The 14,564-nt window shown below is 62.3% G+C and carries 14 protein-coding genes and 2 tRNA genes; 8 read left to right on the top strand and 8 right to left on the bottom strand.

Translation table 11 applies throughout. From position 1 onward, the window contains the following. Positions 1-129: 129 nt before the first annotated feature. The 3 genes from QM801_RS06550 (at position 130) to QM801_RS06540 (ending at position 2,388) form a co-directional block, all read left to right on the top strand. Positions 130-468 carry a P-II family nitrogen regulator gene (locus tag QM801_RS06550; protein ID WP_415018406.1) on the top strand — a complete coding sequence of 113 codons (339 nt, stop codon included), beginning with the start codon at positions 130-132 and terminating at the stop codon, positions 466-468. 42 nt (positions 469-510) lie between these two features. After that, on the top strand, positions 511-1,929 hold the full coding sequence (glnA, locus tag QM801_RS06545; RefSeq protein WP_415018405.1) for a type I glutamate--ammonia ligase: 1,419 nt from the start codon (positions 511-513) through the stop codon (positions 1,927-1,929). 105 nt (positions 1,930-2,034) lie between these two features. Further along, entirely contained in the window at positions 2,035-2,388 is a 354-nt protein-coding gene (locus QM801_RS06540; protein WP_415018404.1) for a hypothetical protein, read from the top strand. A 6-nt stretch (positions 2,389-2,394) separates the two neighbouring features. Here the strand turns inward: QM801_RS06540 and QM801_RS06535 are convergent, their stop codons facing one another. From QM801_RS06535 to QM801_RS06520, 4 genes are all read right to left on the bottom strand, one after another. Continuing rightward, positions 2,395-2,856 carry a methylated-DNA--[protein]-cysteine S-methyltransferase gene (locus QM801_RS06535; RefSeq protein WP_415018403.1) on the bottom strand — a complete coding sequence of 154 codons (462 nt, stop codon included), beginning with the start codon at positions 2,854-2,856 and terminating at the stop codon, positions 2,395-2,397. A gap of 218 nt (positions 2,857-3,074) precedes the next feature. Next, the gene (locus QM801_RS06530) at positions 3,075-5,762 is read right to left on the bottom strand and encodes a valine--tRNA ligase (RefSeq protein WP_415018402.1); all 2,688 of its coding nucleotides are present in this window, start codon (positions 5,760-5,762) and stop codon (positions 3,075-3,077) included. Positions 5,763-5,873: 111 nt separating this feature from the next. Next, positions 5,874-6,707 (bottom strand): DUF2497 domain-containing protein, encoded by an 834-nt coding sequence (locus QM801_RS06525; protein WP_415018401.1) that lies wholly within the window; start codon positions 6,705-6,707, stop codon positions 5,874-5,876. A gap of 112 nt (positions 6,708-6,819) precedes the next feature. Next, entirely contained in the window at positions 6,820-8,184 is a 1,365-nt protein-coding gene (locus tag QM801_RS06520; RefSeq protein ID WP_415018400.1) for a TolC family outer membrane protein, read from the bottom strand. Between the two features lie 249 nt (positions 8,185-8,433). Between QM801_RS06520 and QM801_RS06515 the strand changes: the two genes are divergently transcribed. Continuing rightward, positions 8,434-8,507: transfer RNA gene (locus QM801_RS06515), tRNA-Cys, on the top strand. 40 nt (positions 8,508-8,547) lie between these two features. Here the strand turns inward: QM801_RS06515 and QM801_RS06510 are convergent. Beyond that, positions 8,548-8,862, bottom strand: a complete 315-nt coding sequence (locus QM801_RS06510; RefSeq protein ID WP_415018399.1) for a hypothetical protein — start codon at positions 8,860-8,862, stop codon at positions 8,548-8,550. 115 nt (positions 8,863-8,977) lie between these two features. On the opposite strand from QM801_RS06510, the gene QM801_RS06505 reads away from it, so the two are divergent. From QM801_RS06505 to sseA, 4 genes are all read left to right on the top strand, one after another. Then, positions 8,978-9,053 (top strand) — tRNA-Asn (locus QM801_RS06505). Positions 9,054-9,155: 102 nt separating this feature from the next. After that, positions 9,156-10,181 carry a cysteine synthase A gene (locus tag QM801_RS06500; RefSeq protein WP_415018398.1) on the top strand — a complete coding sequence of 342 codons (1,026 nt, stop codon included), beginning with the start codon at positions 9,156-9,158 and terminating at the stop codon, positions 10,179-10,181. Then, positions 10,178-10,900, top strand: a complete 723-nt coding sequence (locus QM801_RS06495; protein WP_415018397.1) for an alanyl-tRNA editing protein — start codon at positions 10,178-10,180, stop codon at positions 10,898-10,900. Before QM801_RS06500 ends, QM801_RS06495 begins: the two co-directional genes overlap by 4 nt. An 8-nt stretch (positions 10,901-10,908) precedes the next feature. Next, positions 10,909-11,745, top strand: a complete 837-nt coding sequence (gene sseA, locus QM801_RS06490) for a 3-mercaptopyruvate sulfurtransferase (RefSeq protein ID WP_415018396.1) — start codon at positions 10,909-10,911, stop codon at positions 11,743-11,745. Here sseA and QM801_RS06485 read toward each other — a convergent pair whose 3' ends face one another. From QM801_RS06485 to QM801_RS06475, 3 genes are read right to left on the bottom strand one after another with little or no spacing between them, the layout of a single operon-like run. Then, positions 11,746-12,759: an amino acid ABC transporter substrate-binding protein gene (locus tag QM801_RS06485; RefSeq protein ID WP_415018395.1), complete on the bottom strand. Its 1,014-nt coding sequence runs from the start codon at positions 12,757-12,759 to the stop codon at positions 11,746-11,748. A 31-nt stretch (positions 12,760-12,790) separates the two neighbouring features. Beyond that, complete coding sequence (locus QM801_RS06480) at positions 12,791-13,534, bottom strand: cobalt-precorrin-6A reductase (RefSeq protein WP_415018394.1); 744 nt, start codon at positions 13,532-13,534, stop codon at positions 12,791-12,793. Then, entirely contained in the window at positions 13,524-14,564 is a 1,041-nt protein-coding gene (locus QM801_RS06475) for a cobalt-precorrin-5B (C(1))-methyltransferase (RefSeq protein WP_415018393.1), read from the bottom strand. The genes QM801_RS06480 and QM801_RS06475 overlap by 11 nt, the downstream gene beginning before the upstream one ends.

Raw genomic sequence — 14,564 nt, 5'->3', positions numbered from 1 at the left:
ATAATTTATAAGCAGATCAGTTTTGTCCGGTCTTCAGATTTCCCACTAAATCCTTGATATCAGGCGATTTCGAGTCTGGCACGCGTCCTGCAAACAAGTAGGAAAACATAAAGAGGCGTGCCGCATCACATGAAAAAGATCGAAGCAATCATCAAGCCCTTCAAGCTTGATGAGGTGAAGGAGGCCCTTCAGGAAGTCGGCCTCCAAGGCATTACCGTGACCGAAGCCAAGGGCTTCGGCCGCCAGAAGGGCCACACGGAGCTCTACCGCGGCGCGGAATATGTTGTGGACTTCCTGCCCAAGGTCAAAATTGAAGTCGTCATCGCAGACGAACTTGTCGAAAAGGCCGTCGAGGCAATCCAGAACGCCGCGCGCACCGGCAGAATCGGGGACGGCAAGATTTTCATTTCCACAATCGAACAAGCAATCCGCATCCGCACCGGCGAGTCCGGCACGGAAGCGCTCTGATCACCGCAACAAGAAACTTAAGCCAGATACGAGAGGACAAACATGGCCAAGGACTCAGCTGTTGAAAATGCCTTGAAGATGATCAAGGACAAGGACGTGAAGTACGTCGATCTCCGCTTCACCGATCCGCGCGGCAAGATGCAGCATCTCACGATGGACGTTTCCCAGATGCACGCCGATGCATGGGAAGAAGGCCTTATGTTCGACGGTTCGTCGATCGCCGGCTGGAAGGCCATCAATGAATCCGACATGATCCTGCGTCCCGACGCCACGTCGGTCACGCTCGACCCCTTCTATGCCCAGACGACCATGGCCGTGTTCTGCGACATCGCCGACCCGGGCACCGGCGAAGGCTACAACCGCGACCCGCGCTCCATCGCCAAGCGCACCGAAGCCTACCTCAAGTCCACCAAGATAGGCGACACCGTGTTCGTCGGCCCCGAAGCCGAATTCTTCGTGTTCGATGACGTGAAGTTCTCGACCAACCCCTACAAGACCGGCTTCGAACTCGACGGCATCGAACTGCCGAAGAACTCGGATCGCGACTACGAGACCGGCAACATGGGCCACCGCATGCGCACCAAGGGTGGCTACTTCCCGGTGAACCCGATGGACTCCGCCCAGGACATGCGCGGCGAAATGCTTTCGGTGATGGGCGAAATGGGCCTTATCGTTGAAAAGCACCACCACGAAGTGGCCTCCGGCCAGCACGAGCTGGGCACCCGCTTCCAGCCGCTCGTCACCGCCGCCGACCACATGCAGATCTACAAGTACGTGATCCACAACGTGGCCCACTCCTACGGCAAGACCGCAACCTTCATGCCGAAGCCGATCTTCGGCGACAACGGTTCGGGCATGCACTGCCACTTCTCGATCTGGAAGGAAGGCAAGACCCAGATGGCCGGCAACCAGTATGCCGATCTCTCTGAGGCCTGCCTCTATTTCATCGGCGGCGTGATCAAGCACGCCAAGGCGCTGAATGCCTTCACCAACCCCTCGACGAACTCCTACAAGCGTCTCGTCCCGGGTTATGAAGCGCCGGTGCTGCTGGCCTACTCGTCGCGCAACCGCTCGGCCTCCTGCCGCATCCCCTTCACCAGCAATCCGAAGGCGAAGCGCGTTGAAGTCCGCTTCCCGGATCCGACCGCGAACCCCTATCTCGGCTTCTCGGCCATCATCATGGCCGGCCTTGATGGCATCGTGAACAAGATCCACCCCGGCCCGGCAATGGACAAGAATCTTTACGACCTGCCGCCGGCAGAACTCGCCAAGGTTCCGACGGTTTGCGGTTCGCTGCAGGAAGCCATCGACTCGCTCCAGGCCGATCACGAGTTCCTCACCAAGGGCGGCGTGTTCTCCAAGGACCAGATCGACAGCTATCTCGAACTGAAGCAGGAAGAGCAGGATCGCTACCGCATGACCCCGCATCCGGTCGAATACGACATGTACTACAGCTGCTAAGCAAGACGCGGGCATACCGCTACAGAAACCCCGGCCCCACGGCCGGGGTTTTTGTTTTGGCGGCAATGGTTGCTATGCTCTGGTAGCCAACATGGAGTGTCCCCGATGACCGCCCGCAGCCTGACCGCCCTCCTCGCCCTCGCACTCACTTGCCTGCCCGCCGCAGCGCAGGAAGAAAGCGTCACGCTAGGCGGAATTGCGTTCCCCGACACAGACAACTGCGACAAAAACATGAAAGGCAAGGATTGCGTGCTCACCTTCTCGATCGAGGGTGACGCAGCCAAGCTCCTCTACAACGGCATCAAGGCCAAGGCCGTGCATGAGGAATGCACCGGGGGCATGGAAAAGGTGGGAGGCGGCGGCCTTCATTGCATCAAGACCGACGAGAAGACATACACCTGTGATTTCGGCTATGCCTTCGGCAAGGAAGAATTCACCGGCGGCCACATGGATTGCTGATCGGCCTCAGACGAGGAGCGCGCCTTCGTGGCGCAAGAGCCAGAGCTTCCGGTCCAACCCGCCACCATAGCCTGTCAGCGAGCCATCCTTGCCGATGACGCGGTGGCAGGGAACGGCGATGGCGATCGGGTTCTTGCCGTTGGCCAGACCGACCGCCCGCATGCCGTTGGGATTTCCGATGCGGTTGGCCAGCTCGCCATAAGAGATGGTTGTGCCCAACGGGATCTTGCGCAACTCTGCCCACACTCTCTGTTCGAACGCCGTGCCGCCACCATCACACAGTACTTGATCGAGGGCGTGGAGATCACCTGCGAAATAGTCCCGAACCCGGTCAGCAAGTCCGAAAGGATTCGAGGCAGGCTCAAGCCGGACATCACCGAAACGCGCCCGCATCTCCTTCGTCACCCGCTCCGTTGCATCCTCGAATTCGAGCAGCAGCAGTACGCCATCCCGGGCGACGAGAATCATGTCCCCCACCGGTGTGGTGATGCGCTCGGTCTGCAAGCAGTGCATGGCGCGAGGCTAGCACGGACAAGTGGCACCTGAACACAACTTGACAGGCGGCTCACCTCGACAATTTCAATTCGTCACCCCCGCGCAGGCGGGGGCCCAGCTTCAAAACTCTCGTGCAGATCTAGAAAAGCTGGGTGCCCGCCTCCGCGGGCATGACGTGTTTTGGGAATGACTTACCCCAGGCGCTTCAGGGCTTCCTCGACCTTCGCCTTGCGGGCCTCGAGGCCGGCGCGAAGTTCGCGGGATTCCTCGAGCACTTCGGCCGGGGCCTTGGCCACGAAAGCTGCATTGTTCAGCCGGCCGTCGATCACGCCCATGTCCTTGGCGATCTTTTCCAGTTCCTTGCCGAGGCGGGTGCGCTCGGCAGCGAAGTCGATCACACCTTCCAGTGGCAAGGCCACGGTTGCCTCGTCCAGCACCATCTGGGCCGAGGCCTTCGGAACCTGATCCTCGAAAGCGATGGACGACAGACGGGCCAGCCGCATGATCTCGGCCTCCCACTGGGCAGCCCGGCGGCGGGCCTCCTTGCCGGCGCCAACCAGCACCAGCGGAATCTTGGCGCCTGCGTTGACGTTCATCTCGGCGCGCACCGAGCGCACCTCAGAAACGAGGCGGATGACCCAATCCATTTCAGCATCCGCAGCCGCATCACCCAGGCCCGTGTAGGAGGCCCACGGAGCCTCGATCAGCCAAGTGTCGCGCGTGGCCGTCTTCTGCCACAACTCCTCGGTGATGAAGGGCATGAAGGGATGCAGCATCACAAAGATCTGCTCCAGCACCCAGGCGCAGGTGGCCTGCGTCTCCGCCTTCTCGGCTTCATCGGTGCCAGACAGGATCGGCTTGATCAGTTCCACATACCAGTCGCAGAACACGTTCCAGACGAACTGGTAGGCAGCACCCGCCGCTTCGTTGAACTTGTAGTCCTCGATGCCCTTGGTGACGGCCGCATGCGCACGGGCCATCTCGCCGGCAATCCAGCGATTGACGGTGACGCGGGCCGCGACAGGATCAAAGCCGGGCACATGCTTCACGCCGTTCATCTCGGCAAACCGCGTGGCATTCCACAGCTTGGTTGCGAAGTTGCGGTAGCCTTCCACACGGGTGGTCGAGAGCTTGATGTCGCGACCCTGGGCCGCCATCGCCGCCAGCGTGAAGCGCAGCGCATCCGCACCATAGCTGTCCACGATCTCGAGCGGGTCCATGACGTTGCCCTTGGACTTGGACATCTTCTGGCCCTTCTCGTCGCGGACCAGGGCATGGATGTAGACGGTGTGGAACGGCACTTCCTTCATGAAGTGCAGGCCCATCATCATCATGCGGGCCACCCAGAAGAAGATGATGTCGAAGCCGGTGACGAGCACGTCGGTCCTGTAGTGACGCTTGAGTTCCGGCGTCTTCTCCGGCCAGCCCAGCGTGGAGAACGGCCAGAGAGCGGAGGAGAACCAGGTGTCGAGCACGTCCTCGTCGCGGCGCAGCGTCACCACCTTGCCGTAGTGCGCGGTTGCGGCGGAAAGCGCCGCCTGCTCCGTTTCCTCGACGAAATACTTTCCATCAGGCCCATACCAGGCGGGGATCTGGTGTCCCCACCAGAGCTGGCGCGAAATGCACCACGGCTGGATGTTCCGCATCCACTCGAAGTAGGTCTTCTCCCAGTTCTTGGGCACGAACACCGTGTCGCCCTTCTCCACTGCCGCAATGCAGGGCTTGGCGAGTTCGGCGGCGTTCACATACCACTGCTCGGTGAGCCAGGGCTCGATCACAACGTCAGAGCGGTCACCGTGCGGAACCTGATGTGTGTGAGGCTCGATCTTGTCGAGAATGCCCTGCTCTTCCAGTCGTGCGACGATCTGCTTCCGTGCCTCGAAGCGGTCGAGGCCGTGCATGGCGAGGGTCTTGCTCAGTTCGTCCGAGGGCGCAACGCCCGCAACAAAGTCATCACCCTTGAGATCCAGCTTGCCGAACTGGTCGAGCATGTTGATCTGCGCAAGGTTGTGGCGCTTGCCCACGTCGAAATCGTTGAAGTCGTGGGCAGGCGTGATCTTCACGGCACCGGTTCCCTTTTCAGGGTCGGCATAGTCGTCACCCACGATCGGAATGATGCGGCCGACAAGCGGCAGTCGCACGTGCTTGCCGATGAGGTGCTTCAGCTTCTCGTTCTCGGGATGAACGGCAATGCCGGTATCGCCCAGCATCGTCTCGGGGCGCGTGGTGGCGACGATGATCTCTTCGCCCGGCGCACCATCGATGATCGGATACTTGAGATGCCAGAGATTGCCCTTCACTTCCTTCTGCACCACCTCAAGGTCCGAGATGGCGGTGAGAAGCTTGGGGTCCCAGTTCACAAGGCGCTTGTCCTTGTAGATCAGGCCATCCCGGAAGAGCTGAACGAAAACTTTGCGCACCGCGGCCGAAAGGCCTTCGTCCATTGTGAAGCGCTCGCGGCTCCAGTCGCAGGATGCGCCGAGGCGCTTCAACTGCTTGACGATGGTGCCGCCGGACTCAGCCTTCCACTCCCACACGCGCTTCAGGAACGCTTCGCGGCCCATGCTGCGGCGGTCGGTATTGTTCTCCTTCGCGAGAAGCCGCTCCACCACCATCTGGGTGGCGATGCCGGCGTGATCGGTGCCCGGCTGCCAGAGCACATCCCTGCCGCGCATGCGCTCGAAACGCACGAGGATATCCTGGATCGTGTTGTTGAGGGCATGCCCCATGTGGAGCGAGCCGGTCACGTTGGGCGGCGGAATGACGATCGTGTAGGGATCCGCCTTGGGCTTGCGGCCCGGCTTGAAATAGCCGCCCTTTTCCCAGCCTTCATAGAGGCGGGCTTCGATATCGGCAGGCGTAAAGGTCTTGTCGAGCATGATGGCGCAAAATCACTGTTTGTTTGCGCCCGCGTATAGAGGGCAGTCCTGCCCCAAGCAACTGATCAGGTGGGGTGTTTTACAGATGGTCCGGGAGGCGCGGTTGGCCGCTCAGCGGCCGTTCCGGGCAACCCGCGCAATTTCCTCGCGCACCAGACGCTCGACCAGCGGAGGAAGGTTGTCATCCAGCCACTGCTTCAGCATGCCGCGGAGAAGTTCGCGCGTCACATCTTCGAGTGAGCGCCCGCCCATACCCTGCGAAAACAGCGATTCAGACAAGTGCCGGAAGGCGGCTTCCGTCACCGCTTCGGCATGATGGGACATCATCGGCTGCTGGGTCGCGGGCGGATGGTAGGCGCGCGCCGGCGGGGCCGGCGGATCGGGTTGGAAATTGTCTTCCGTGTAGCCCGGTCCATAAGATTGTTCGAAGGGTGGAACGTAAGGCGGCTCCACGACCGGCGGCGCCGGAATGGACGGTCCACCGTAAGTGATCTCGTCGAATTCGTCCTGCAGCGTGCGGGTGCGAATGGGCGGTGGCTCGGGCTGCCGCTGGGCCGAGCGGCGATCAATCCGGGGAGATTGTTCCCGCATCTGCTGAAGCTGGCTTTGGCGGCCAGCAAGAATGGTCTTGAAATCGTTGCGCGCCGTGGCGGGCGGGCGCTGCGGTTCGAGCAGCGGACGGGCAGCGCGGCGGGGCGGCGCAGGAATGGGCGGCGGTTCCTGGGAACTGCGCAGGATGCGGCCGCGAAGTTCTGCGATTTCCTCGCGGGCTTCCCGGTTGCGCTGCTTCGTTTCGCTGAGATTGACGCGCAATTCCCGCAGCGCACCACGCATCAGCGTGCCACGCGACTCGCTTGCGGTCGAAGAGCCCGGCTCATCCTCATCGCTGTCGATTGCCTTGCGGATGGAGGCCAGCAGGTCTTCCATTTTTGGTTCGATCGACAACCCAATACCCCCAACAAGACTGCCGGCCCACACCGGCAGCGTCGAACACCGTCACCCTATCAATAGCAACTTGCGTGGAAATGTCACGTCCGGAGAGACCCGCCGTGGCTGGTTATTCGACCGTCTCGACGTCGGTTCCGATCCACTTGTTCTTCACGCGACGGTAATTTTCCCCTGCGTCGTAATAGGGGCCGGCCAGGCCGAGATTGCGGGCCGTCAATTTGCCGATCGCCGCCTGAAGCTCGTAGGAGGCGAGCACATGATCATGCTCGGCGGAAACAAGGTTGATGCGGGCGTTTATCACTTCCTGCTCGGCGTTCAGCACGTCGATGGTCGAGCGTGAGCCGACCAGGTACTCCTGCTGCACACCGTTCAGGGCTTCAGCCGCTGCGGCCACCTGCGCACGGGCGGAGACAATCACTTCACGGGCCGCCGAGAGGAAGTTCCACGCCGTGGTCACGCCCTTGACGACGGCGCGCCCTGCCTCAACCACCTGAATGCGGCGCTGGCTTTCGATCTGCTTGGCGCGGCGCACATCCGAATAAACGGCGCCCGCCTCGTAGATCGGTACGTTGAGCACACCCGCAATGTTGGCGGACCGGGATTCGCCCCCGCCGAATTGTGCATCATTCGACAACGACGCGCTGGCCTGCAGGCTGGCCGATGGCAGAAGATCACCCTTCGCCACCTCGACCGCATGCTCCTGTGCGAGTTGGGTATGTGCGGCCTGAAGAATGTTGGGGTTGACGCTGCTGGCGATCTCGATCGCAGCGCTCAGCGTCTTCGGATTGTTGGCAAAGCCGGGCGTTGCCAGCTTGTCCGGCTTGTGGCCGATGATCTGGGCATAGCGCGCCGAGCTTTCGGCAAGCGTGGAACGGGCCGAAGCGACCTGCGCCTTCGCACCGCTCACGCGGGCACGGGCCTGCGAGACATCCGTGCGGGTGACTTCACCCGCTTCGAACCGGGCCTGCGCCGCGTTGGCCTGTCGCTGCAGGTTGGCAACGTTCTGCTCGCGCAGTGCCAGGATGCGGCGGTCACGGATCACATTCATGTAGGCGGTCGCGGCATCCAACAGAACCTGCTGTTCAACAGCAAGGAGCTGCTGGCGTCCGGCCTTCACGTTTTCACGGGCCTCGGCCACCCCTTCCACGGTCTTGAAGCCGCGGAACAACGGCTGCGTCAGCTGGATGTCGACTGAACTCGAGGTCCAGTCCCTGTCGGGGACGCCTTCCGGGTTCGAGTAATTGCGGGAAACGTCTCCGCTGGCTTCGATGCGCGGACGCCAGCCCGACTTGGCCGACGGCACCAGTTCATCAGTGCTGCGCTGACGGGCCCGGTCACCCTGAAGTGTAGGATTGCTGCGATAGGCGTTTACCAACGCCTGCTTGAAGGATTCGGCCTGTGCCGCAGGCGTCACGCCCAGCATCACTGCTGTCAGGCCTGCAAATGCGGCCTGCTGCAACAAACGGCTTTTCAAGTAGGTCATCATATCCTGCACCCCGACTCACGCCTGCGCGAGCCACCTATCAATTCGATATATGCTTTAGAGTATAGGTTACCAGTTGTTTCAAGTGTTTTTCATGCATGGAATGGCCGCAGCCCCGCCTCTTAAGCAAGTCTGCCACAAGATTCTTCAATTGACAGGGAAAGGTTGTGCGAGGCGGGACAGTCGTCTATAGCCCCGACCGGATTGTTGACCGCTCCTTCGAGTGCGAGACGACCCAATGGCCTCGTGGCGGAGTGGCTACGCAGAGGACTGCAAATCCTTGTACGGGGGTTCGATTCCCTCCGAGGCCTCCATTAAACTTCCGGCAGAACGAATGGCGCTGAAACCCCGGGTTCAGGGGTAGGCAGACGACTTCCTGTTGGAGCGGCGGCGGCCCAAGCCCAGCTTCTGTGACAGCCCCGGAAAACGCCGCGACAGCCAGTCCACGATCTTCACCGTCACCGCCCGCCGGAACCGCCGCACGGGCGGGAAATCGATCGACAGAATCAGAAGGCCGAGGGGCAGCATCCAGAAGCCCAGGACCGGCAGGAAGCCGAGGAAGCCGCCCAACACCAGCGCCACCCCAAGGATGGCCCTCAGGATGGGGTGCCCTGGCACGGGTACGCTTTTGCCCAGGAATTTGACCGACCGCACGTTCTTCTCCTTCAACGATCACTACATATAGGAGGGAAAGCTGAAGTTTCACCCCCTGGGTGGCCCGCCGGCCGGCTGGGCAAAAAACACTTTGACTGGCAATTCGGCTCTGCTAAAGCCCGCGCCACATTCCCCGATAGCTCAGTTGGTAGAGCATTCGACTGTTAATCGAATGGTCCCTGGTTCGAGTCCAGGTCGGGGAGCCAGATCTTTAAACGCCGGTCCCCAGGGCCGGCGTTTTGTTTTAGTTTCCTCGATTTGACGCCACGGCAGCGAGCCGCCATTGTTGTGGCCAAAGGACCCTTGAAATGCACATTCGCACCGACGTCACCGCCGCCATCGGCAACACGCCCTTGATCAAGCTGCGCAAGGCGTCCGAACTCACCGGCTGCACCATTCTCGGCAAGGCGGAGTTCATGAACCCCGGCCAGTCGGTCAAGGATCGCGCTGCGCTCTTCATCATCAAGGATGCCATGGCCCGCGGCGAACTCAAGCCCGGCGGCACGATCGTCGAAGGCACGGCCGGCAATACCGGCATCGGACTCACCGTGGTGGCGAATGCCCTCGGCATCCGCAGCGTCATCGTCATTCCCGAAACGCAGTCGCAGGAAAAGAAGGACGCACTGCGCCAGCTCGGCGCCGAGCTCGTCGAAGTGCCGGCGGTGCCCTACAAGAACCCCAACAACTACGTGAAGTATTCGGGCCGCCTCGCAAAGGCCATGGGCGGCGTCTGGGCCAACCAGTTCGACAACGTGGCCAACCGGCAAGCGCACATCGAAACCACAGCTCCCGAGATCTGGGAACAGACCGAAGGCAAGGTGGATGGCTTCGTCGCGGCGGTAGGCTCCGGCGGTACGCTGGGCGGCGTCAGCCTCGCGCTCAAGGAGCGCAACAAGAATGTGAAGATTGCCCTCGCCGATCCCATGGGGGCAGCCCTCTTCAGCTACTACAAGACAGGCGAACTGAAGTCGGAAGGTTCTTCCATCACCGAAGGCATCGGTCAGGGCCGCATCACCAAGAACCTCGAGGGCATCGTCGTCGATGATGCCTTCCAGATTCCGGACGACGAAGCGCTCACGGTTGCCTTCGACCTGCTCGAGCACGAGGGCCTTTGCATGGGCGGCTCGACCGGCGTCAACGTCGCAGGCGCCATCCGACTCGCTAAACAGCTTGGTCCGGGCCACACCATCGTGACGATTCTTTGCGACTACGGCACCCGCTACGCTTCGAAGATCTTCAACCCAGCCTTCCTGCGTTCCAAGAATCTGCCGGTGCCACGCTGGCTTGAGGCGCCTTCGACGGCACCCAAGGTCTTCGAAGAGGTCCCGAAGTGACCACCCTGCTCTTCCGCGAGGACGCCTACGCAACATCCTGCGAGGCCATGGTCGTAGCGGTAAACGAGCGCGGCGGAATCCTGCTCGACCGCACCGTATTCTATGCCACTGCGGGCGGACAGCCGGGTGACAAGGGTACACTGACACTGAACGGCCAGCCCATCGTCATCGCCACGACAGTTTACGACGAACAGAAGAACGTGGTGCACGTGCCGGCGGAGGGACAACCTGTTCCGGCGGTTGGCGACACGGTCACCGCCGAACTCGACTGGGCTCATCGCCAGCGCATCATGCGCTGCCACACCATGATGCATCTGCTTTGCGCGGCGGTGCCCTTCCCCGTCACCGGTTCCTCGATCACCGAGGATGGCGGACGCATCGACTTCGATATACCCGAGGGGCAGATTCCGGATCGCACTGCGCTCGGCGAGAAGATCAATGCGTGGATCACCGACAACCATCCCGTGAGCACGCGGTGGATCACCGACGAGGAACTGGATGCCAATCCGGAACTCGTGCGCACCATGTTCGTGAAGCCGCCGCGCGGCACCGGCAAGGTACGCCTCGTGCTGATTGGCGAGGATGGCCGCATCGATCTCCAGCCCTGCGGCGGCACCCACGTCAAGGCCACCGGCGAGATCGGCCCCATTCTCGTCGACAAGATCCAGAACAAGGGCAAGATCAACCGTCGCATCCGTTTGGTGCTGGCCAATCCCTGAAGGCTATCATGAGCAATCTCGTATCGACCGACTGGCTGGGCCAGCGCCTCCATGCCCCCGACATCGTGATCCTCGATGCGTCGTGGCATCTGCCCGCAGTGAAGCGCGATGCCAAGGCGGAATTTCTGGCGGCGCGCATTCCCGGCGCCCGCTTCTTCGACATTGATGCCATCTCTGACCGCACCTCCAGCCTGCCGCACATGCTGCCGCCACCGGCGCAGTTTGCAAGCGCCGTGAAGAAGCTTGGTGTCGGCGATGGCAAGAAGGTGATCTGCTACGACAGCGCCGGGCTCTTCTCTGCGGCGCGGTGCTGGTGGATGTTCAAAGCCATGGGCCATGACGATGTCGCCGTACTCGATGGCGGTCTGCCCAAGTGGCAACGCGAGGGTCGGCCGCTGGAAGATGGTCCTCCTGTGCCTCCACAGGAACGGCACTTCACGCCGCGCGTCCGCGCCAGCATGGTGAAGGGCATGGCCGATGTGGCGAAGGCCCTCGACAGCGGATCGGCACAGGTTGCCGATGCCCGCTCCGGCACACGCTTCCGCGGCGAAGAACAGGAGCCGCGCCCCGGCGTCCGCCCCGGCCACATGCCGGGCGCGAAGAACGTCCACTATGCCTCGCTGCTCCAGACGGACGGCACGATGAGGCCTGCGAATGAACTTTCAAAAAAGTTCGCAAGTGCAGGAATCAACTTGGAAAAGCCGGTGATCACGAGCTGCGGCTCAGGGGTGACGGCAGCGATCCTGACCCTCGCTCTCACCGAACTCGGCGTGCGCGATCATGCACTTTATGACGGCTCATGGACCGAGTGGGGCGCAAGCACCAACCCGGTCGCAACGGGCTGATCAGCGCACGGGCGGCACGTAGAGAATGCCGCCCTTGTCCCACAGGTTGTTGAGGCCACGCTCGATCTGCAGCTTTGATCCGGCGCCGAGATTGCGGTCAAAGATTTCGCCATAGTTCCCGACAGCGGCGATGGCCCGTGCGGCCCACTCCGCATCGAGACCGAGGTCAACACCGAACGTGCCTTCAAGCCCGAGCAGACGGCGGACATTCGGCTTCTTCGACTTCTCCTTCGCTTCGGCAACGCCGGGGCCACGCACTTCCAGTTCCTCGGCATCGATCAGCGCAAAGAGAGTCCAGCGGGCGATGTTGAACCACTGCTCGTCACCAACCCGCACGGCCGGGCCGAGCGGCTCCTTCGAGATCACCTCGGGGAGGATGATGTGATCTTCCGGCTTCGCCAACTTGAGGCGAACCGCATAGAGCTGCGATTGATCCGCCGTGTAGGCATCGCACTTGCCCGCCTCATAGGCGGCGACGGCATCCGTGATGGTGGAGAAGGTCTGCGCCGTGTAGGCCATTTCCTTCTCGCGGAAATAGTCGTCGACATTGGCTTGCGTGGTTGTCCCGCTGACGAAGCAGATCGACGCCTGGCTCATGTTGTAGACGGAGGTCACGCCCGAGAGCTTGGACACCATGAAGCCCTGTCCGTCGTGATAGCTGATGCCGGCAAAGCGGAACGGCAGCTTGGTCTCGCGCTCCATGGTCCACGTGGTGTTGCGGGCAAGGATATCGACGGCACCCGATTTCAGCTTGTCGAAGCGGTCCTGGGCGGTGAGGCCGACGAACTCGACCTTCGATGCATCGCCGAGAACGGCGGCCGCAAGCGCCTTGCAATAGTCCACGTCGAAGCCGGCCCAGCTGCCATCTGCCTGCTTCTCGGCAAAGCCTTGAAGTCCCGAGTTCACGCCGCAGAGGAGTTTGCCGCGGGCTTTCACATCCTCGAGTGTCGAAGCCGAAGCCGCCCCGGCAAAGAGCACAGTGGCAGCCAATACGCCGAGCAACTTCCGCAGCATCTCGAAACCCTTTCTGGTTGAATTCAGAAGACTAACCCGCCTTTGGGGCGATTCCAAGCAAGGCCTCCGGCACGGTGGCAAAGGTCTCGCAGGGCGGTTTGAAGGGGCGCGCAATCATCACTACGGGAAGCCCAAGGGCCCGCGCCGCGGTGAGTTTCGCAACGGTGCTTCCGCCGCCCGCATTCTTGGTGAGGAGGCAGGTGATGCCTTCCACCTCCATGAGACGCTGCTCGGACTCGGTGTTGTAGGGTGGGCGATCGAGGAGCAGCGACCAGCCGTCAGACAGTTTCTCCGCCGGCTTTTCGATGGAGCGGACGAGCCCTGTCAAATCCCGCCGGGCAAAGAGACCGGCCAGCCCCTTGCGGCCCGTCGTGACCAGCACATGGGAGTCCGCCGGAATGCGCGTCACGGCATCGGCCATGTCTGCCGCCGATATCCAGTGATCCCCCTGCTCCGCCTGCCATTGCGGGCGCTCGAGACGCAAAAGCCGGATGTGTTCAGCAACGCAGGCGGCACTGGCCTGCGCCGACATCTGCGCCGCGAAGGGATGGGTTGCATCGACGACAAGCGAGATTCGTTCGGCGCGGAGGAAATCGCGCAAGCCTTCGCTGCCGCCGAAGCCGCCGCGATGAATGCGTCCCACGGGCAGCAGCGGATCCTGGGTTACGCCCGCAAAGGAGGAGATGACGTCACTGCCTTGAGCCACAAGGGCATTGGCGAGATTGCGCGCCTCGGCTGTTCCGGCAAGGATGAGAATGCGGTGCTCACGCGGCATGGGCGATCACCTTTCCGGCGCGGTCGACGATCATCAGATCGGTTACGACCGGCGCGTCACCCAGCACCTTGCGCGCTTCTGCGAGCGCCGACACTGCGACATCTTCGGCCAGCGCCGGGCCTGCCATCTCGAGCACGTGCTGCGCCGTGTTCGCGGCAAGAACCTCTTGGCGCAGCGATGGCGCAACTCGCTCCGCCAGCCAGGTGAAGTCCACCTGGCTGCGGCCCGAGTGCAGGTCCATGTGCCCCTGCGCCAGCTTCGTCATCTTGCCGAAGCCGCCGCCGATTGTGAGGCGCGGCACGGGATGCAGGCGAAGATACTTGAGCACGCCGCCCGCAAAGTCGCCCATGTCGAGCATCGCCTCGAGCGGCAAGCCGAAGCGGGCCCTGACAGCGTCCTCCGATGTGGACCCGGTGCAGCCTGCGACGTGGGAAAGTCCGATGGCGCGCGCCACATCGATGCCGCGATGGATGGAGGCAATCCACGCCGCGCAGGAGAACGGATTGACAATCCCCGTCGTGCCGAGAATGGAGAGGCCGCCGACGATGCCCAGCCGCGGGTTCCACGTCTTCCCGGCAAGGGCGGCACCACCCGGAATGGAAATCTCGATCTCGGCACCGGTGCCGAGTTCGGCGGCAACGGCGGTCATCATCTGGCGCGGCACGGGATTGATGGCGGGTTCGCCGACCGGAACCGGGAGGCCGGGCTTCGTCACCGTCCCCACGCCCTCACCCGCTGCAAATGTGACGCCCTCGGGCCGCAACCAGACCTTGGCCATTACCATGGCACCATGGGTCACATCCGGATCGTCGCCCGCGTCCTTGATGATGCCGACTTGCGCCCAGTCCGCCCCCCGGTCCTCCCGGGCCAGCGCGAAGGATACCCTCTCGCCCTTGGGCAGCGTGATCTCCACCGGGTCAGGGAAGCGCCCCGTCAGCAGGGCCGTCAGGGCGGCCTTCGTGGCCGCTGTGGCGCAGGCACCTGTCGTCCAACCGCGACGCAATGTCTGTTGTGGCTTTTCCCGGGGCAT

The organism is Aestuariivirga sp. (assembly GCF_047600585.1).
Taxonomy (GTDB): domain Bacteria; phylum Pseudomonadota; class Alphaproteobacteria; order Rhizobiales; family Aestuariivirgaceae; genus Aestuariivirga.
The sequence above is the reverse complement of the archived record's forward strand: the minus strand, read 5'-3'. Positions and strand labels throughout refer to the sequence as shown.

Bases quoted from the DNA above. Each gene is read 5' to 3' on its own strand.
- glnA (WP_415018405.1), top strand. From the start codon at position 511: ATGGCCAAGGACTCAGCTGTTGAAAATGCCTTGAAGATGATCAAGGAC.
- QM801_RS06535 (WP_415018403.1), bottom strand. From the start codon at position 2,856: ATGATTCTCGTCGCCCGGGATGGCGTACTGCTGCTGCTCGAATTCGAG.
- QM801_RS06550 (WP_415018406.1), top strand. From the start codon at position 130: ATGAAAAAGATCGAAGCAATCATCAAGCCCTTCAAGCTTGATGAGGTG.
- QM801_RS06475 (WP_415018393.1), bottom strand. From the start codon at position 14,564: ATGCCCCGGGAAAAGCCACAACAGACATTGCGTCGCGGTTGGACGACA.
- QM801_RS06530 (WP_415018402.1), bottom strand. From the start codon at position 5,762: ATGCTCGACAAGACCTTTACGCCTGCCGATATCGAAGCCCGCCTCTAT.
- QM801_RS06540 (WP_415018404.1), top strand. From the start codon at position 2,035: ATGACCGCCCGCAGCCTGACCGCCCTCCTCGCCCTCGCACTCACTTGC.
- QM801_RS06500 (WP_415018398.1), top strand. From the start codon at position 9,156: ATGCACATTCGCACCGACGTCACCGCCGCCATCGGCAACACGCCCTTG.
- sseA (WP_415018396.1), top strand. From the start codon at position 10,909: ATGAGCAATCTCGTATCGACCGACTGGCTGGGCCAGCGCCTCCATGCC.
- QM801_RS06485 (WP_415018395.1), bottom strand. From the start codon at position 12,759: ATGCTGCGGAAGTTGCTCGGCGTATTGGCTGCCACTGTGCTCTTTGCC.
- QM801_RS06480 (WP_415018394.1), bottom strand. From the start codon at position 13,534: ATGCCGCGTGAGCACCGCATTCTCATCCTTGCCGGAACAGCCGAGGCG.